Raw genomic sequence first — 18,831 nt, forward strand, 5'->3', positions numbered from 1 at the left:
CCAGACCGCCCTGACACCCATCCTGAAGACGAGGGAACCAATGACCGATCGCCATGGCACCCATGACGCACCTGCCAAACGTTCCCTGCATGAGTACGAACATGATGGGCAGGCCATCTACCGTCAGTCGTTTGCCATCATCCGCTCGGAGGCCGATCTGGCGCGCTTTTCTCCTCTCGAAGCCGAGGTGGCAGTGCGCATGATTCACGCCTGCGGCGTGGTGGCACTGGCCGAACAGATTGTTTTTGGCGGTGACCTTGCCCGGGCACGCGAGGCGATCTTTCAGGGTGCCCCGATTCTGTGCGACGCCGGCATGGTCGAGCGTGGCGTGACGCGTGCCCGGCTGCCGGCTGACAACGACGTGGTCTGCACCCTGCACGATGCGCGCACGCCGGCGCTGGCAGCACGGATCGGCAATACCCGCACGGCGGCGGCCATCGAGCTCTGGGGCGAGCAGCTTGACGGCGGGGTGGTCGTCATCGGCAACGCGCCGACCGCACTCTTTCATCTGCTGGACCTGCTCGATCAGGGCGCGCCGCGCCCTGCCGCCATCATCGGGGTGCCGGTAGGCTTTGTGGGCGCGGTGGAATCCAAGCAGGCCCTGGTCGATGCCGGGCTCGATATTCCCTTCATTACGGTGCGCGGACGCATGGGCGGCAGCGCCATTGCCTCGGCCACCATCAATGCGCTGGCAAGCGACCGACTCTGATGCGATCAACTCCCGAATTCTCCGCGTCTTCCGGCGGCCAGCTGATCGTTTCCGGGCGTCTTTATGGGGTGGGCACCGGCCCCGGTGATCCCGAGCTTTTAACCCTCAAGGCCGCGCGGGTACTGGCCGAGGCCGATGTGGTGGCCTGGTTTGCCAAGGCCGGCAATCAAAGCAATGCCCGCCGCGTCATCAGTGAGCATCTGCGTCCCGATCAGCCGGAGCTGGCACTGTATTATCCGGTCACGACCGAGTTGCATCGCCATTCCAGCGGCTATCGCGACGCCATCGCCGAATTTTACAGGGAGAGCGCCGAGCGGCTGGCGGCCGAGCTTTCCGCCGGGCGCAGTGTCGCCGTGCTGTCTGAAGGCGATCCACTTTTTTTTGGTTCCTGGATGCATCTGCATGTGCGCTTGCGGGACCGGTTCGAGGTCGAGGTGATCCCGGGGGTCACCGGTATGGCCGGCGGCTGGTCGAGCGCCGGCGTGCCGATCTGTCAGGGCGATGATGTGCTGACCATCCTGCCGGGCACGCTTGCAGAAGACGCGCTGGTGGATCGCCTGTCACGCTGCGAGGCGGCCGTGATCATGAAGGTCGGGCGCAATCTGCCGCGCATCAAGAACGCACTCGAGCGGGTGGGGCTATTGGCGCGCGCGCTGTATGTCGAGCGTGCCACCATGCAAGGGGAGCAGATCATGAGGCTCATCGAGCGCGATGATCGCCCGGCGCCGTATTTCTCGATCGTGCTGGTGCCCGGCTGGGCCGAGTGCACCCATCCGATGACGCTGGATGCGCTGGCGGTGCGCCCATGAGCGCCCGGCTGATCGTGATCGGGCTGGGACCGGGCGAGATTCCCTACATGACCGCGCAGGCGATCGAGGCGCTGGAGCGGGCCGACTGGTTTTACGGCTATGGGCCCTACGTGGATCGGGTCGTGGCCCATGATGATCCGCGTCGGGTGGTGTCGGACAACCGCGAGGAGGGCGCGCGTGCCCGCGAGGCACTGGCGCTGGCGGCCAGCGGTGAGTGTGTGGCGATGCTCTCCGGCGGTGACCCGGGCGTGTTTGCCATGGCTGCTGCCGTGTGTGAACAGATCGAGCGCGGCCCCCAGGCCTGGCGCGCTCTGACGCTCGAGATTGTGCCCGGGGTGAGTGCCATGCTGGCAGCCGCTGCCGCCTGTGGCGCCCCCCTGGGCCATGATTTCGCCGCCATCTCGCTGTCCGACAACCTCAAGCCCTGGTCGCTGATCGAGCGACGGCTGCTGGCCTGTGCCGGCGCCGGTCTGGTCATGGCATTTTACAACCCGATCTCGAAGGCGCGCCCCTGGCAGCTGGGCGTGGCGCTCGAGCGGCTGCATGAGGTGCTCGCGCCCGAGACACTGGTGATTTTTGCCCGTGCGGCCGGTCGTCCGGAAGAGCAGATCACCACCACGACCCTGGGTCAGGCTCGTGCCGAGCAGGCCGACATGGCAACGCTTGTGATCATCGGCAGCGAGGAGACCCGCGAGGTCACAAGGCCCGGACAGGCGTCGCTGATTTATACGCCGCGCTTTGCCCCCGGTTTCGACCCCGAACCTGCCGATTCAGAACGCTGAGAGCCAGTCGAGCAGCCGCGCCATACCATCATCGTCGACCCCTTCCAGGGTGGGGGTGTCCGGCATGGCGGGCCGGCGCATCATGATGACGTCAATGCCCTGTTCCCGCGCGGCCACCAGCTTGGGCCAGGTGGCCTCGCCACCGCTGTGCTTGGTCACCAGCATATCGATGGCGTATTCCCGCAGCACCTTTCGTTCCTGTTCCAGCGTAAAGGGGCCGCGTGTGATCAGGTTATCCACATGGGGTAGCGCCAGCGGCGGATCGATGGGGTCGATGCTGCGAATCACGTAATGATGATGGGGCGCGGCTTCAAAATGGGCGGCCTGCTGTCGACCGAAGGTGAGCAGCACCCTGCGTGGCGTCTCGCCCAGCAGGGCCACCGCCTGCTGCGGGGTGTCGCATTCCAGCCAGCGGTCGTCCTTCTGGCGCTGCCAGCCGGGGCGGGCGACGCGCACAGTGGGCAGGCCGAGATGCTGCGCTGCCTCATGAGCGTGGTGCGCCATTTGGGCAGCGAAAGGATGGGTGGCCACGATCACGGCATCGATACGATGATGCTCGAGCCAGTGCACCAGCCCTGTCACGCCGCCAAATCCGCCGCTGCGGGTGGTCACGCCATTGTCGATGGGCGCGCGGGTGCGTCCGGCCAGTGACAGGATGACCGAGACCGAGGGGTCACCGGCCAGTCGCGCGGCAATCCGGCGGGCTTCCAGCGTACCGCCCAGCAGCAGGAGGCGTTTATGATGGCAAGAGGGTGCAGACATGGTCGGTCAGCGCCGTGATCCGTTCAGTGGTGATGGAAACGCAAAAAACGCCGGTCATCGTACACCCAACAGTTATGCCGGCAGGGCACGCAATATAACAGGAGAGTGATGCATGAGCCTCAATGACGCCCCATTTGATGCGCCAGCGACAGGCGATGGCGACATTTACGGTGCCTGGCTTTCCATCGTGGGCATTCAGGAAGCCGGTCCCGAGGAGCTGTGTGAAAAGGCGCGCGAGGCGATCAGTCGGGCCTCGGTGGTCTTTGGCGGCACCCGGCATCTGGCGCTGACCGCCACGCTGATTCACGGCACGCCGATCGCCTGGCCTTCACCGCTAAGTGAGGGCATCGATCAGCTTCTGGCGCTGCGCGGACAGCGGGTGTGTGTGCTGGCTTCAGGCGATCCCTTTCACTACGGCATCGGCTCGACCCTGTCGGAATACGTGCCGGCCAGCGAAATGGAAGTATTCCCGGCGCCGTCGGCCTTTTCGCTGGCCTGTGCCCGTCTGGGCTGGCCGCTGCAGAAAGGCCGGCTGCTGTCGCTGCACGGTCGTGCCATGAGTCGTCTCAATGGCCATCTGCATCATGGCGTTCGCATTGTGGCGCTTACAAGCGATGGCGCGGCGCCTGCCCTGATGGCCAGCATGCTCACCGAGCGCAATATGGGTGAAAGCCGCATGACCGTGCTTGAGGCGCTGGGCGGGCCGCGCGAAAACATACAGAGCTTTACGGCCCGGGCGCTGGCGCGCGAGTCGCGCGAGTTCGATGCGCTCAATGTGGTGGCACTCGAGATCGTGCAGCAGGGTGACACGGCGGTGGCCGGTCTGGCCCCTGGTCGCAGTGATGTGCTCTTTGAACACGATGGCCAGATTACCCGGCGCGACATTCGCGCCATGACGCTGGCCCGGCTGTCGCCACGCCCGGGTGAGCGGCTGTGGGACATCGGTGCCGGTTCCGGCTCGGTGAGCATCGAGTGGCTTCTGCTGGATGACTCGCTGGAGGCCGTGGCCATCGAGCGCGACGAGACGCGTTGTCAGCGTATTCGTCGCAACGCCGAAACGCTGGGCGTGCCGCGTCTGGAGATTGTCCAGGGCCAGGCACCCGAAGCCCTTAGCGAATTGACTACCCCGCAGGCCATTTTCGTGGGTGGCGGCGTCAGCAACATGGCGTTGATGGCCCGCTGTTTTGATGCGCTGGCCCCCGGCGGGCGGCTGGTCGCCAATGCGGTCACGCTGGAAAGCGAGCTGGCGCTCGGCGAGTGCCACCGGCTGCTGGGCGGTGAGCTGATGCGGTTGAGCCTTGAGCAGACCGCACCGCTGGGCAGCATGATCGGCTGGACGCCGGCGCGCACCATTACCCAGTGGGTCTGGAGCAAGCCGATGGACTTTCAGGGGGTATCATGACGGTTCATTTCATCGGTGCCGGGCCGGGGGCTGCCGATCTGATCACCGTACGCGGCCAGCGTCTGCTGTCGCAGTGTCCGGTATGTCTCTATGCCGGTTCCACGGTGGCCACCGAGCTGCTGGAGTACTGTCCGCCCGGGGCACGTCTGATCAATACCGCGGCGCTGGACCTTGAGGCCATTGAGCTGGAGTACGTGCGGGCGCATCAAAACGGTGAGGCGGTGGCCCGACTTCATTCGGGCGATCTTTCCGTCTACAGTGCGCTGGCCGAACAGCTCAGGCGACTGAAGCAGCGCGGCATTGACTACACCCTGACGCCCGGCGTGCCGGCCTTTGCGGCTGCCGCTGCCCTGATCGAGCGTGAGCTGACGGTGCCGGAGGTGGCCCAGAGCGTCGTGCTGACCCGACTGTCCGGACGGGCGTCCAAAATGCCCGAGCGCGAGCAGCTTGAGCGCTTTGCCGACACCGGAGCGACGCTGGCCATTCATCTGGCGATCCATCGACTGGAAGAGATCGTCACGCGGTTGACGCCCTTTTACGGCGCGGACTGCCCGGTGGCGGTGGTGTATCGTGCCAGCTGGCCGGAAGAACGCATGGTTCAGGGTGTGCTGGGCGATATCGTTGAGCGCCTGGCGGCTGACCCGATCGAGCGCAGTGCGCTGATTCTGGTTGGCCAGGCGCTGGGTGACAGCGATTTCCGCGACAGTGCGCTTTATGAGACGGGCTATTGCCGGCGCTTTCGCCACGGTGAGGGCATCGAGGCACTGACACTGCCGGACAAGAGATAAGAGAGACGACATGCAAAATGATCTGCCCGACCAGAGCGCCGAGAGTGAGGCGTCCTATGCCTTTCGGGAACACCGGCTGTCGTGGGTGGCCTATGGCGATGCCATCCTCAAGGGCATAGTGGCCATCGCCATCAGCATTGCGATAATGCTCTCACCACGCTGGATCATGATGACGCCCATGACAGCGCAGGTGCTGTTCTACGCCGGCATTGCCTTTGTGGTCTGCGCGCTGGGGATGCTGGTTTATCGACTTTTCTATATTCGCCGGGTGCGCCTTTATACCGATCAGGATGGGGTCTGGTGCTATCGCGGCATCCTGCCGTGGCAGCGCGGCATCATCGGGACCAACTGGCGCGATGTGCGCCAGGCAAGTTATGGCACGGGCTTTGTCCGCTGGGCCACGAAGGCCTATCCGATCAACGTCGATAACCGCTTTACCGACACCGACCCTATCCGGCTGGCCCATGTGCACCGCGGTCATGAGTTCGTCGGCCACGTGAACGCCTGGCGCAACCGAATGCTGCGCCAGGACGGCGAGATGCTGCGTTAGGGCGTAAAGCGATGCTCAGGTCTCAACGGGCGGGAGGCGATCTTTAATGACCTTCCGATCGCGAATGCAGTCCTGCTCGTGAGAGGCCTCTCGCCACGGTTCCTGAATGCCGGCGTTGACCCAGTCAGACACGGACGGGTGCGCCAGTAGCCGACCCACATAGGCCATGGCCTGCTCACCAAGCGTGAGCTGATAGTTGTTGAGCCGCACCGCCACCGGAGCAAAAAAGGCATCGACGGCGGTAAAGCGGTCGCCGGCCAGCCACGGCCCGCCAAAGCGATCCAGCCCCGCACACCAGAGCGCCTCGAGACGTTCAAGATCACGTTTGAGCGCCTCGCTCGGCGTGGTCAGTGCAATCACCAGTCGACAGTTCATCGAGCACTCATCGCGCAGCGCGGGAAAGCCCGAGTGCATCTCGGCGGCCGCGCAGCGGGCAAAGGCGCGCGCCACGGGATCAACGGGCCACACGGCGGGGGTTGCCTCGGCCAGATACTCACAGATGGCCAGTGAATCCCACACTGTCAGCGGTCCATCGACCAGGCACGGCACCTTGCCGGTCGGTGAGAAGGCGTCAAAAGCGGGCTGGCGCGCGCCGAACTCAAACGGCGTCAGCACTTCATCAAAGGGGATGTCGAGTGCGTGCATCAATACCCACGGACGCATCGACCATGACGAGTAGTTCTTGTTGGCAATGTGAAGACGATAGCGCATGACACCCCTTGAGCGTTGGTGATCAGATCACCCCCAGCATACCCAGAAATACCCGCAGCGCCAGCAGACAGACAATCAGCATGACTGCCCCATAGGCCAGGTTCTGGGTGAACGTGTTGGACAGCGCGCCCAAAAGCGTTCTTTGATTGCACAGTACCCAGATCGACCCCACGATCGCTGGCAGGAGCAGACCGTTGATGGCCTGCGCCGTCAAAATCAGCTCAATGGGCGTGCTGCCATAAAGCGCCACGATCACGACCGGTGCCAGCGCTGCCAGCAGCATGACCCCGCGATTGCGCGAGCTGCGGGCACTCTCGTTGCGGCCGGTGGCTTCTCCCAGTAGCGGCGGCTGCACAGCGATATTGAAAAGCCCCGAGGAGAAGCCGGCCGCCCACAATCCCAGTGAGAACAGGACCCCGGCGTATTGACCCAGGACGGGGGTGAGCTGGCCGGCCATGTCAGCGGCCCCTGACACGCCGGTACCCAGTGGGTGCAGGGCGGCAGCCGAGCACAGCAGGATGGCGACCATCACCACACCGGTAATGATCACATTGGTGGTGTGGTCAAAGCGTGACAGGGCCAGACGCTTGTCCATCGGTGTGGTGGTGTCGCCTGCGTACTTGCGCTTGATGAAGGCCGATAGCCCCAGCACGGTATTGGGCGGCAGGGTCGTGGCGATCAGCGCAAGAATCAGCCAGTAGTTGCCTTCGGGGATCTGAAAGGAGAACCCGGTGGCCGCGACCTCGCCCAGGTTTGGGCCGGCCAGCGCTAGGGTCAGGACAAACGACAGCACGATCAGACCGATGATCATGCGGTTGATGTTCTCCAGCAGCCGGTACACCCCGACCCAGCACATCAAAAGCGCCGCCAGCGCCAGCAGGCCGACCCAGGCCAGAATCGGAATCGATGGCAGTAAATAGTTGAGCGCCAGGGCGGCGCCGGTGAAGTTGCCGGCCTGAAAGGCCACGGCGCCCAAAAGTAGTGCAACGTAGAGCGTGATGGCCCATTTTCGGCCCATACGCTGGCGAATGCCCTCCATCGCCGACATCCGCGTGGCCAGGGTGAAGCGAATCACGGGGCGCTGAAAACAAAAGGCGACCACGGAGGCGGCGATCACGGCCCACAGCAGCGTAAAGCCATATTCGGCGCCCGCCACCGAGAGCGTGGTGATCGAGCCGGGGCCCAGAATGCAGGCGGCCACCATGGCGCCCGGACCCAGCGCGCGAAGCCGCTCGGCAATTCCCAGTGATGCCGGCGCATGAGGCGCCGCGCTTTCGTGAGTGGTCATTGTTTTCATGTCGAGCCTCGTGACAGATGGGCATGCCTCTTTTCCATGCAAGAGGCGTGCCTGATACGTGAGGTATCGTCATGACGTTTGATAACAAGACTTTTCAGGCCCGAGTTGGAAGTGGTGTCAGGCTCGAGTGGGAGGTGGTGTCGGAATAGAAGAGACGTCGTGGCGACAGACTCGGTTACGGCCTTCATGCTTGGCTCTATAAAGCGCCTCATCGGCGTTTTGGAGCACGGATTCGAAATGACTGGCATCCGCTCGGCTTGCCGCTACCCCAAGGCTGATGGTGATTTTCAGCGTCTGCGGCTCCAGCGGAAAGGGCGTGCTCTCTACCCGGTGGCGCAGGCGCTCGGCCATGATGGCGGCTTCCTCGAGCGTGGTATCGGGCAGCAGGATCAAAAACTCCTCGCCGCCCCAGCGCACCGCCATGTCCTGCTTGCGGGTAATGGCGACCAGATGCTGTGCGAACTGCTTGAGCACAGCGTCGCCGGCGTCATGCCCCCATCGATCGTTGACCGACTTGAAATGGTCAAGATCGATGATGATCACACTTGATGCTTCCTCGGTGTGACGATGCACTGCCCGTTTTTTCAAGACACCCTGCACGGCGCGCCGATTGGCCAGTCCCGTCAGCTGATCGGTTTCCGAAAGGCGCTTCAGGGTAATGCTGGAGCGCTCGCTGGTCATGGCGATAAAACCGAAATAGATCAAAATGCAAAGTACCTGATCGGCCATGATGGCAGCCTGGCCGCTGACCATCATCTCCATGGTCATGACCCCTGTCACCAGCATGACAAAAGGCACAAACAGGGCAATGAAATAGATGAAAAAGGCCATCGCCACCACGTACTGCGACAGTATCCGCTTGCGGGGCGGCCTGAGAATTTCGACCATGGCGAGTGCCGTCATGACCGCGGTGACAAAAAAGGTCATGGCAAGCTGAAGAATCTGCGAGGCGTCCAGCCACAGCAGCACCATGAGCAAAATGCCCGGCGTTATGGTGATCAGCACCAGTATACGAATATCGATGCTGCGCTGATAAAAGATTCTCAGCCCGCTCCAGGACAGGCTCAAACTCGAGAAAAATAGCGTGGTGGTGATCAGCGAGAGTGGAAAGGGCGCGATCGGGTAGCTCGGGCTTAGCGACATGCTAAGGGATCCTGCCGCTGACGCGGTCAACGCCGTCAACCAGTGTCTCAGGCAGCGCTCGTCAGGCTGGCTGAATACCGTGGTCAGAAAGACCACCAGAAAGGCACACCGGCTGATGCCGCTGGTCAGGTACAGGATCTCGGGGCTGATGAAGGACATGACCCTGGGCGACCTCGTGCGGGTTCTGGGGCATTAAAAAGTGAACTAGAAGCGATACCCCAGGGCGAGCCCCGTGATGAGTGTGTCCATGTCGACTTCGGCGCTGAACCCCTCTCCTTCAAAATGATAGGTCGGCACCCTAAGATACTGGACTGCTGCGTTGGCGAACCAGTGGTCGCCAAGGTCGTAGTCCAGGCCTGCGCCCAGCAGCACGCTGTTGATGGATTCAACTTCAAAATCGGGAATGTTGTCGGCCGGATCAACCCGAAGCGGATGTGAACGGACCATCCCTGCGCCGATATAGGGGTTGATAACGGCGCCCGGTCGAAAATGGTACTGCGCCATGAGTGCCAGCGCGGCAGTTTTGATGGTGCCGATATCAAAGTCGCCTACCGCGGAGTCCGCAAGTCGATACGGGGTGGAGGAAACGCCGCCGGTCAATTGAATCGCCCAGTGGTCGGTCAGGAAATAGCTGATATCCAGCGTCGGCGACGTGGCGTCCGGCGTTTTGACATCGCCTCCGATGGTGGGAATGGTTGAGCGTATGCCAATAGGCATAATGCGCGCTACGCCGGCTCTGACAAGCCAGTCCCCCTGGGTGAGCCCCTTGGGTGCGGCGGCCGCCAGAGCCGCCGGCATGGACAGTGCCAGAGCGAGAGCGACGACCCGCCCTGCCAGCTGACAGAACCTTCTGTGGTATGAGGTCATGGTGATCCGGCCGCTCCGCTTTATTGTAACTTTGTGTTATGAAGATAGCGGCCCATCGCTTCCAAACTTGAGTTAATAACAAGCAAACCGGGCAGGTGTCGGTGCGGATCGGACAAAAAAAGCCCTGCTTTTGGCAGGGCGAAGGAGAGAGATGGTGAATGGAGGGGTCAGTGGGCGATGCTGCCAGAGGCACCAATGCCGGTCTGGGAGCGTACAAACTGAGCGTCGAACAGATCGCGTTCACGTCCGGCGGCGGCGGAGTTGTCGGTAACCGAGAACAGCCAGATGCCGATAAAGGCCACGGCCATCGAAAACAGCGCCGGGTAGTCATAGGGATAGACCGGGGTGGCATGGCCCAGTACCTGTACCCAGATGGTCGGACCGAGAATCATCAGCACGATGGCCGTGGCCAGTCCCAGACCGCCACCGATGACTGCGCCACGAGTGGTCAGTCGGCGCCAGTACATGGAGAGCAGCAGCACCGGGAAGTTACAGCTTGCTGCGATCGAGAAGGCCAGACCCACCATGAAGGCTACATTCTGACTTTCAAAGGCAATGCCCAGCACGATGGCAACCACCCCCAGCACCAGTACGGAGATCTTGGAGATGCGTACTTCCTTTTTCTCATCGGCGTTGTCTTTCATGATGACGCCGGCATACAGGTCATGCGAGATCGCCGAGGCACCCGCCAGCGCAAGGCCTGCCACCACGGCGAGGATGGTGGCAAAGGCCACCGCCGAGATGAAACCCAGGAAAATACTGCCGCCCACGGCATTGGCCAGATGTATGGCCACCATGTTGTTGCCACCAATGATCGCCCCGGCACTGTCCTTGAAGGCCGGGTTGGTGCTCACCAGTATGATGGCGCCAAAGCCGATGATGAACGTGAGAATGTAGAAATAGCCGATAAAGCCGGTGGCCACGAACACGCTTTTGCGCGCCTCTTTGGCATTGCCGACAGTAAAAAAGCGCATCAGGATATGGGGCAGCCCTGCGGTGCCAAACATTAGCGCCAGTCCCAGCGAGATCGCCGAGACGGGATCCTTGACCAGTCCGCCCGGGCTCATGATGGCCAGTCCATTGGCGTGTACGGCCACGGCCTCGTTGAAAAGCCCTTCCAGACTGAAGTCCACGTGCATGAGCACCATCAGCGCCATGAAGCTCGCCCCGAAAAGCAGGATGGCAGCCTTGATCATCTGCACCCAGGTGGTGGCCAGCATGCCGCCAAAAAGTACGTAACAGACCATCAGCGCGCCGACCACCACCACGGCAATGTGATAGTTGAGACCAAACAGCAGCTGAATCAGCTTGCCGGCGCCCACCATCTGGGCGATCAGATAAAGCGCGACCACGGCCAGCGAGCCAAAGGCGGAGAGAATGCGCACCGGGCGCTTGCTCAGTCGAAACGAGGCCACGTCGGCAAAGGTGTAGCGCCCCAGATTGCGCAGACGCTCGGCGATCAGAAACATGATCATCGGCCAGCCGACCAGAAAGCCCATCGAGTAGATCAGGCCGTCATAGCCCGAAGTGAACACCAGCGCCGAGATCCCCAGAAAGGAGGCCGCTGACATGAAGTCGCCCGAAATCGCCAGACCGTTTTGAAAACCGGTGATGTTGCCGCCGGCGGCGTAGTAATCTGACGCCGACTGGCTCTTTTTTGAGGCCCACCAGGTGATGTAGAGCGTGATGCCGACAAAGATCAGAAACATGATGATGGCTGGCACGTTAAGCGCCTGTTTGGTCACCGGACCTGTCAGGGCATCGGCCATGGCGGTGGCACCGGTCAGCAGACTGCCCGCGGCCACCAGTGTCAGCTTTAACAACAGGCTGTTCATTGGCCGATCTCCTTGAGCACGCGGGCATTGAGACGGTCGAATTCGCCATTGGCGCGCCGCACGTAAAGGCCGGTCAGCACGATGGCGACCAGAATCAGCCCCAGGCCAATCAGGATGCCCCAGGTGGTGGTCATGCCCTGGGCCAGCGGCGTGCCCAGCACGCCGGGGGCGAAGGCAATCAACAGGATGAAGGCCATGTAAAGGCTCAGCATGATGATGGAAAGTGTGATGGCAAAGCGGGAGCGCTTTTGCACCAGTTCCTGGAAGCTGGCATTGCGCTGAATATCGCGCCACTGGGTATCGTTGTGCGTCGGTCCACTCATGGCTCATCCTTGTTATTCCGGCAGATCACCGTTTTTATGTGCATGGCCACTAATACTTGCCCGGAAAGCGGGTAAAAGAGCAGAGCACTTTAGTCGTGATTCGACCAAAGAGACGGTCGGCGCGGCAGCGCTGCTGATCGCAATCGCATCAAATAGCCCCATGGGCAGGTACTCAAAAGCATCATGTCGCCATGACGACATGCACAGGGCATGACAGGGAGCCGCAAGCGAATGGATATCGAACAGCTGGAAATTCGCCAGCACATGGCGCAGTACGCGCCCTTTGAATATCTCGGAGACGAATGGCTGGATCAGGTGGCCACCCAGGTCGAGATCAGCTATTTCCAGGCCGGTACCGACATTCTGGCGCTGGATCAGGAGATCAACGAGCTGTGCTATGTGCGCAGCGGCGCCGTTGAAGTCTCAAAGCGCAGCGGCCAGCTGTTCGACCGTCTGGTGGAAGGCGACATCTTTGGCTACTCGGACATCATGCGTAATCGCCGCGTGCGCTTTCCGGTGCGCGCCATCGAAGACACGCTGATTTACTTCGTGCCCGCCGAGCTTTTTGAGTCACTGCGCGCCGACAACGATGACTTCGCGGACTTTGTCGAAACCGGCGGCGACCGCCTCAAGGCGACGGTCGATCAGCAGCGCAACGACAACCAGATGAGTAGCACCCGGGTGCGGCGTCTGATCCGTCGCAAGCCGACCATGGTGGATATTCACACTCCGGTCGGCGAAGTGGCGCGGCGCATGCGCGAGGACAACGTGACCTGTGTGCTGGTGCTCAGTGAAGAGCAGGAGGGGATCAACGGACCGCGCTACTTCACGACCCAGGAGGGCCAGGTGCGCCGTCTGGCCGGACTTTTGACCGACCGTGATTGCTGTGTGCGGGCCCTGGCGGAAAATCTCAGCGGGGATACGCCGGTGGGCGAGGTGATGTCGACCAGCCTGATGACGGCCCAGTCGGATGCCTCGATCTACGAGGCGATGATGACGATGCTCAATCACAACATTCAGCATCTGCCCATCCTGTATCGGCGTCGCCCGATCGGCGTCCTGCAGCTCAGCGATGTCATGCGCTACGAGACCCGCAGCAGCCTTTATCTGGTCAGTTCGATCTTTACCCAGTCCGGCCTTGCCGGACTGGTGCGCCTGAGCGGTGACCTGCCGCTGGCCTTTGCGCGTCTGGTGGATGAAGGCGCTGATGCCCAGATGATCGGTCGCACCATGGCGACCATCTGTCGAAGCTTCATTCGCAAGCTGCTGGAACTGGGGGAGGCCGAGCTGGGGCCGCCGCCGGTGCCCTATTGTTTCATGGTGCTGGGGTCGTGCGCGCGCGATGAGCAGACGATTTTTGCCGACCAGGACCACGCCATGATCCTGGATAAAAGCTTTGTGCCCGAGCAGCATGATGAGTATTTCAAATCACTGGCCGGCTTTGTCAGTGAAGGGTTGGCCGCCTGCAGCTATCCCTTGTGCAAGGGCGACATCATGTCCACCAACCAGCGCTGGCGTCAGCCGCTGTCGGTCTGGAAGGGCTACTTTCGTGACTGGATCGAAAACCCCGACCCGGAAGCTTTGCTGCACAGTTCCATCTTTTTCGATCTGGGTTTTGTGCACGGGGAGCTCGACATGCTTGAAGAGCTACAGGGGCTGGTCTGTGAACTGGCGCCCAAAAATGCCCTCTTTCTGGCCGCCATGGCGCGCAACGCGCTCAGCCGTACACCGCCACTTGGGCTCTTTCGTACCTTCATTCTGGAAAAGGATGGTCAGCATAACGACGCCATCGACCTCAAACGCCGCGGGACGGCGCCGCTGGTGGATCTGGTGCGTGTTCATGCCCTGGCCTGCGGGTCCGGCTCGCAAAACACCATTGACCGGCTCAAGGACATTTCCGAGACGCGTCTGCTGCCCGAAGGGGTCAACGACCGGCTGCGTTACGCCTTCGAGTTCATCTCGATGGTGCGCATCCGTCATCAGGCGGTGGCGATTGAAAGCAATGAGTCGCCGGACAACCGTTTAAGGCCCAGTAATGTCGAAAGTCATGAGCGTCACAATCTCAAGGATGCCTTTGAAGTGCTCAGCCATGCTCAGAAATTTCTGAAGTTCCGCTACCCGGTGCCCGCCGGCTCGAGTCGGGGAAGGGGGCGCTGATGCGCGACTGGCCGCAGCGACTGCAAAAGCACTATCGGCGCTGGCAATGGCATCGCCGTGGGCGGCTGGTGTCTGAATGGCCGGCCTATCTGGCGGATCGAAAGGATAAAGCGCGCGATGACCGGCTGGCCCGCTATTTCGGGGCCGGGACGCTGGACCCGCACACGCCCATAAGCGAAGTGCCATTGGTGGCGCTGGATATCGAGACGACCGGGCTTGATCCATCGCGTGACAGCATCGTCAGTATCGGCGTGCAGCCCTTTACGCTGAATCGCATTCCGGTGGCCAAAAGCCGCTACTGGGTGGTGTCCCCGCGCCGGGCGCTCAGCAGTCGTTCGGTGATCTATCATCGTCTGACACACAGCGACCTGGCCAATGCGCCGCGCTTTGACCAAGTCATCGGTGAGGTGCTCGAACAGCTTGCCGGTCGGCTGGTGGTGGTGCACTACACCCGCATCGAGCGCGAGTTTCTCAACGCAGCATCCCGCCACTATCTAAAGGAGCCGCTGCTGTTTCCGCTGATCGATACCATGGCGATTGAAGCCTATCAGCACCGTCGGCTGTCATGGTTTCAGCGCCTGATCGGTCGACGCCCGGTATCGCTGCGTCTGCATCCCAGTCGTGAACGCTATAATCTGCCGCCTTATCAGGCCCACCATGCGTTGATCGATGCGCTGGCCACGGCCGAGCTGTTGCAGGCGCAGATTGCCCGCCACTATGATCCGGACACACCGGTGGGTGCGCTCTGGGAGTAGCGCATCAGCCCGGACAGCATGTTCTATCCACGAAGCATGAAACATGTTCTACCCATGAAAAAGGCGGCCCGCAGGCCGCCTTTTATATGCCCATGATGGGCGCTGAGACGTGACATCACCCTAGTAGCGTGGCTCCGAGCGCAGCCCCTGGATGATGGCGTAACACGCGGCCAGCAACACGATAGTGAAGGGCAGGCCGGTGGCAATGACCGCCGCCTGCAGCGCGGTCAGACCACCACCAAGCAGCAGGGCAATGGCAATGGCGCCTTCAATCAGTGCCCAGAACATGCGCTGCGGTTTGGGGGCATCGACCTTGCCGCCGGCCGTGATGGAGTCAATGACCAGCGAACCGGAGTCCGAGGAAGTGATGAAGAACACCATGACCAGAATGATGCCGATAAAGGAGGTAATCGACGTCAGCGGCAGCTGTCCCAGCATTGTGAAAAGCTGAAGCTCGAGTGCTGCGTCCTTGACACCTTCAAATCCGTTGGTCAGCTGGCTGATGGCGGTATCACCAAAGGCGGTCATCCAGAGTACGGAAACCACGGTCGGGACCAGCAGTACGGCGATCAGGAACTCACGTACGGTACGGCCGCGGCTGACGCGGGCGATGAACATGCCCACGAACGGGGACCAGGAGATCCACCAGGCCCAGTAAAAGGCCGTCCAGCCATGTACGAAGTTGGTATCTTCACGACCGAAGGGCATCGACAGTGCCGGCAGGTTCTTGAGATATGAGCCCATGTTCTCGATAAAGCCGGTAGCAATGAGCATGGTCGGCCCGACAATAATCACGAACATCAGCAGTAAAAAGGCCAGCACCATGTTGATCTGTGACAGGCGCTGTACGCCCTTGTCGACCCCCAGCATGACCGATGCCAGCGCCACCAGACTGATCCCGATGATCAAAATGACCATGGTCACGTCGGTGTTGGGCGTGCCGAACAGGTAGTTCAGACCGGCAGACGCCTGAGAGGCTCCCAGCCCCAGCGAAGTGGCAAGCCCGAACAGCGTCGCAAACACCGCCAGGATGTCGATGATGTGGCCCGGCCAGCCCCAGATCCGCTCTCCCAGAATCGGGTAGAAGATCGAGCGCATGGTCAGCGGCAGACCCTTGTTATAGGAAAAAAGCGCCAGCGAAAGCGCAACGATGGCGTAGATCCCCCAGGGGTGCAGACCCCAGTGAAAAATCGTTGCCGCCATCGCCAGGGACTGCGACTGGGCCGAATCGCCCGCGGCGCCACCCAGTGGGGCCCATGAATCACCGGTGATGGATGTTCCGTAATGAGTGATCGGCTCTGCGACCCCGTAGAACATCAGTCCGATGCCCATGCCGGCAGCGAACAGCATGGCGAACCAGCCGGTATAGCTGAAATCCGGTTTGGCATGCATGCCGCCGATACGCACTCGACTCAATGGGGTAAAAATCAACACTATCGCAAGGATGACAAAAATATTGGCGGCCAGCAGAAAGAGCCAGCTTAGGTGGTCGGTCAGAAAACTTTTTGCGCCATTGAATATCGGCTCCATCTGCCCTGGCAGTGCAAGCGTGACAATCACGAACAGCAAAATGACCAGTGAGGAGATCGTAAAGACCTTGCCGTGCAGGTCGACATTGAAACCGAATCGGTTGGTTTGAATGTTGTCCTGGCCAATGACGTAGTCTGTGTCAATCAGGTTGGCTTTACCGCTTGGAGCGGGTATGCCCTCACTCCCCTGATTTTTTTCGTTGTCGTTATTTCCGGGTGTCTGACTCAATTTTATTCTCCATTACAGCTGCAAAGGCGCTGGCAGGTTGAGCAGTAGCCCACCACAATACAGCAAGAAAGATAGCTGAATGAACCAGTGGTTTGAATGCCCGAATGCGACATGCTGCCCATGCAGGCACGTCGACACCGGTCGAAAGGACACATATTCGCTCCCTTGAACACTGTAGCCCTTCAATCAAACACCAGCGCGTTACGTTTTATCACATTAAACGTCGCAACCCCAGGCGAGATAACCCTTCGGTGGTCGTATTCCGTATCATGATATCCCTGTATCGCCGAAGGGTTTCGGGCGTCATGCCGGTTTTTCTGAGGTCTTCTCCTGTCGCAGGCGACAAGGGGTGAATTATCAAAAACGGGGCGACCAAAAGGCCGCCCCGCGTCACTTCTCTGGATCACCCACTGCCTCAAGAGTGCAGTGAGCACCAGCCATTACGTCAGCTTCTTCGCCCGGGGTTCTGACATCAGCCCCTTGATGACGCCAAAGCAACCCACCAGCAGCACCACGGCAAACGGCAGGCCGGTACAGATGACCATCGCCTGCAGGGCGCCAAGCCCCCCACCCAACAGCAGCGCAATCGCGATCACACCGCTGATCAGTGCCCAGAACAGACGCTGAGAGGTCGGTGCATCGATCTTGCCACCGGCGGTGATGGTGTCGATCACCAGCGAACCGGAGTCGGCCGAGGTGATAAAGAACACCATGATCAGCAGCAGACCGATCAGCGAGGTGACCGTCGACCAGGGCAGATTGCCCAGCATGACAAAGAGCTTGAGCTCCAGGGCTGCATCGGCCACGCCCTGCATGCCGGAATCCACCTGGAAGATGGCCGCGCCGCCAAAGACGGTCATCCAAAGAATGCAGACGAGGGTAGGCACCAGCAGTACGGCAATCAGGAACTCACGCACGGTGCGGCCGCGGCTGACGCGTGCAATGAACATGCCCACGAACGGGGACCAGCTGATCCACCATGCCCAGTAGAACGCCGACCAGGACTGGCTGTAGTCGACATCCTCACGGCCGAACGGCATCGACAGCTCCGGCAGGTAAGTGATGTAGGCCCAGATGTTATTGAAAAATCCAATGACCAGGTCAAGCGTCGGGCCGGTGAACAAAATGAACAGCAGCAGCGCGAATGCCAGGCCCATGTTGAGCTCGGAGAGATGCTTGAGACCTGCATTGACGCCAGCTGCCACCGAACACAGCGTCACGGCCGTAATCGCCACGATCAAAATGACCCGCGTGGTATTGGTGTCGGGCACGTCAAACAGGAAGTGCAGACCGGCGGCTGCCTGCTGCGCCCCCAGACCCAGCGAAGTGGCAAGCCCGAACAGGGTCGAAAAGACCGCCAGGATATCCACGATGTGGCCCGGCCAGCCCCAGATGCGCTCTCCCAGAACCGGGTAGAAGATCGAGCGCATGGTCAGCGGCAGGCCCTTGTTAAAGGAAAACAGTGCCAGCGACAGGGCAACCATGGCGTAGATCGCCCATGGATGAAGCCCCCAGTGCAGCATGGTAGAGGCCATGCCGAGCTGGCGTGCCGCCGTTTCGTCTCCCATGGCACCGTCCAGCGGAGCGCTGTCGACACGCACGCCGTTTTCAATCGAGGTGCCCCCCATGGCCGCCGTATAGTGCGAAATCGGCTCGGACACGCCATAGAACATCAGCCCGATGCCCATGCCGGCGGCAAACAGCATGGCGAACCAGCTGATATAAGTATGGTCTGGCTTGGCTTCGGCACCGCCCAGTCGCACCTTGCCCAGCGGGCTGAAGATCAGGCCAACGGCGAGGATCACGAAAATCGCGGTCGACAGCATGAAAAACCAGGAAAGATTGGCGGTCAGCCAGTCCCGCATGCCGTTAAAGAGCGGCTCCATCTGCGACTGCATGGTGAGCGTGAGGACCACGAACACCAGTACCAGCAGCGACGAGATGCCAAATACCTTGCCGTGCAGATCCACGTTGAAGAGCATGCGGCCCTGAAAGTTGTCCTGTCCGATCACATAGTCGGTATCGATCAGGTTGGAGTCGCCAGTCGGCGCCGGGATGCCTTCTCCGGCGTCGCTGGCCTTCTCCTTCTTTTCATTTTCCGGTTCTTGCGCCAATGTCGTTCTCCATCTTTGTTCCCTGGTCACGTCGCAGGACGAAACGGGCTGAATGAGTGTCAGGTCGGG

Annotated in this window: 17 protein-coding genes; 8 read left to right on the plus strand and 9 right to left on the minus strand. The window is 61.1% G+C overall.

The annotated features are described in order from the left end of the window. Positions 1-40: 40 nt before the first annotated feature. The 3 genes from KSP9073_RS05195 to cobJ are packed head-to-tail and all read left to right on the plus strand — an operon-like array spanning position 41 to position 2,300. Positions 41-709 carry a precorrin-8X methylmutase gene (locus KSP9073_RS05195; RefSeq protein WP_108841827.1) on the plus strand — a complete coding sequence of 223 codons (669 nt, stop codon included), beginning with the start codon at positions 41-43 and terminating at the stop codon, positions 707-709. After that, positions 709-1,518: a precorrin-2 C(20)-methyltransferase gene (locus tag KSP9073_RS05200; protein WP_108841828.1), complete on the plus strand. Its 810-nt coding sequence runs from the start codon at positions 709-711 to the stop codon at positions 1,516-1,518. The genes KSP9073_RS05195 and KSP9073_RS05200 overlap by 1 nt, the downstream gene beginning before the upstream one ends. After that, entirely contained in the window at positions 1,515-2,300 is a 786-nt protein-coding gene (gene cobJ, locus KSP9073_RS05205; RefSeq protein ID WP_108841829.1) for a precorrin-3B C(17)-methyltransferase, read from the plus strand. Before KSP9073_RS05200 ends, cobJ begins: the two co-directional genes overlap by 4 nt. Here the strand turns inward: cobJ and KSP9073_RS05210 are convergent. Next, on the minus strand, positions 2,289-3,062 hold the full coding sequence (locus KSP9073_RS05210) for a cobalt-precorrin-6A reductase (protein ID WP_108841830.1): 774 nt from the start codon (positions 3,060-3,062) through the stop codon (positions 2,289-2,291). The two genes, cobJ and KSP9073_RS05210, sit on opposite strands and share 12 nt — an antisense overlap. 112 nt (positions 3,063-3,174) lie before the next feature. Between KSP9073_RS05210 and cbiE the strand changes: the two genes are divergently transcribed. Genes cbiE through KSP9073_RS05225 form a run of 3 tightly spaced genes read left to right on the plus strand, consistent with a single transcriptional unit; the run spans position 3,175 to position 5,802 of the window. Beyond that, complete coding sequence (cbiE, locus tag KSP9073_RS05215) at positions 3,175-4,464, plus strand: precorrin-6y C5,15-methyltransferase (decarboxylating) subunit CbiE (protein ID WP_108841831.1); 1,290 nt, start codon at positions 3,175-3,177, stop codon at positions 4,462-4,464. Continuing rightward, positions 4,461-5,252: a precorrin-4 C(11)-methyltransferase gene (gene cobM, locus KSP9073_RS05220; RefSeq protein WP_108841832.1), complete on the plus strand. Its 792-nt coding sequence runs from the start codon at positions 4,461-4,463 to the stop codon at positions 5,250-5,252. Before cbiE ends, cobM begins: the two co-directional genes overlap by 4 nt. Positions 5,253-5,262: 10 nt before the next feature. After that, a complete protein-coding gene (locus KSP9073_RS05225; RefSeq protein ID WP_108841833.1) occupies positions 5,263-5,802 on the plus strand; it encodes a hypothetical protein in 540 nt (179 codons plus the stop codon). A 15-nt stretch (positions 5,803-5,817) separates the two neighbouring features. Here the strand turns inward: KSP9073_RS05225 and KSP9073_RS05230 are convergent, their stop codons facing one another. From KSP9073_RS05230 to KSP9073_RS05255, 6 genes are all read right to left on the minus strand, one after another. Beyond that, complete coding sequence (locus KSP9073_RS05230) at positions 5,818-6,513, minus strand: glutathione S-transferase N-terminal domain-containing protein (RefSeq protein WP_108841834.1); 696 nt, start codon at positions 6,511-6,513, stop codon at positions 5,818-5,820. 22 nt (positions 6,514-6,535) lie between these two features. Then, the gene (locus KSP9073_RS05235; RefSeq protein WP_108841835.1) at positions 6,536-7,810 is read right to left on the minus strand and encodes an Nramp family divalent metal transporter; all 1,275 of its coding nucleotides are present in this window, start codon (positions 7,808-7,810) and stop codon (positions 6,536-6,538) included. A 117-nt stretch (positions 7,811-7,927) separates the two neighbouring features. Further along, positions 7,928-9,112, minus strand: coding sequence for a GGDEF domain-containing protein (locus KSP9073_RS05240; protein ID WP_108841836.1), 1,185 nt, complete (start codon positions 9,110-9,112; stop codon positions 7,928-7,930). A gap of 45 nt (positions 9,113-9,157) precedes the next feature. Continuing rightward, entirely contained in the window at positions 9,158-9,820 is a 663-nt protein-coding gene (locus tag KSP9073_RS05245) for an OmpW/AlkL family protein (RefSeq protein ID WP_108841837.1), read from the minus strand. A gap of 167 nt (positions 9,821-9,987) precedes the next feature. Beyond that, positions 9,988-11,655 carry a cation acetate symporter gene (locus KSP9073_RS05250; RefSeq protein WP_108841838.1) on the minus strand — a complete coding sequence of 556 codons (1,668 nt, stop codon included), beginning with the start codon at positions 11,653-11,655 and terminating at the stop codon, positions 9,988-9,990. After that, positions 11,652-11,978 carry a DUF485 domain-containing protein gene (locus KSP9073_RS05255; RefSeq protein WP_108841839.1) on the minus strand — a complete coding sequence of 109 codons (327 nt, stop codon included), beginning with the start codon at positions 11,976-11,978 and terminating at the stop codon, positions 11,652-11,654. The genes KSP9073_RS05250 and KSP9073_RS05255 overlap by 4 nt, the downstream gene beginning before the upstream one ends. A 231-nt stretch (positions 11,979-12,209) precedes the next feature. On the opposite strand from KSP9073_RS05255, the gene KSP9073_RS05260 reads away from it, so the two are divergent. Next, on the plus strand, positions 12,210-14,135 hold the full coding sequence (locus KSP9073_RS05260) for a putative nucleotidyltransferase substrate binding domain-containing protein (protein ID WP_108841840.1): 1,926 nt from the start codon (positions 12,210-12,212) through the stop codon (positions 14,133-14,135). Next, positions 14,135-14,890 carry a 3'-5' exonuclease gene (locus KSP9073_RS05265; protein ID WP_108841841.1) on the plus strand — a complete coding sequence of 252 codons (756 nt, stop codon included), beginning with the start codon at positions 14,135-14,137 and terminating at the stop codon, positions 14,888-14,890. Before KSP9073_RS05260 ends, KSP9073_RS05265 begins: the two co-directional genes overlap by 1 nt. 120 nt (positions 14,891-15,010) lie before the next feature. Here the strand turns inward: KSP9073_RS05265 and KSP9073_RS05270 are convergent, their stop codons facing one another. Then, a complete protein-coding gene (locus tag KSP9073_RS05270; protein ID WP_108841842.1) occupies positions 15,011-16,648 on the minus strand; it encodes a BCCT family transporter in 1,638 nt (545 codons plus the stop codon). Positions 16,649-17,088: 440 nt separating this feature from the next. Further along, positions 17,089-18,762 (minus strand): BCCT family transporter, encoded by a 1,674-nt coding sequence (locus KSP9073_RS05275; RefSeq protein WP_108841843.1) that lies wholly within the window; start codon positions 18,760-18,762, stop codon positions 17,089-17,091. Positions 18,763-18,831 lie beyond the last annotated feature (69 nt).

The organism is Kushneria phyllosphaerae, from assembly GCF_900312995.1.
Lineage (GTDB): Bacteria > Pseudomonadota > Gammaproteobacteria > Pseudomonadales > Halomonadaceae > Kushneria > Kushneria phyllosphaerae.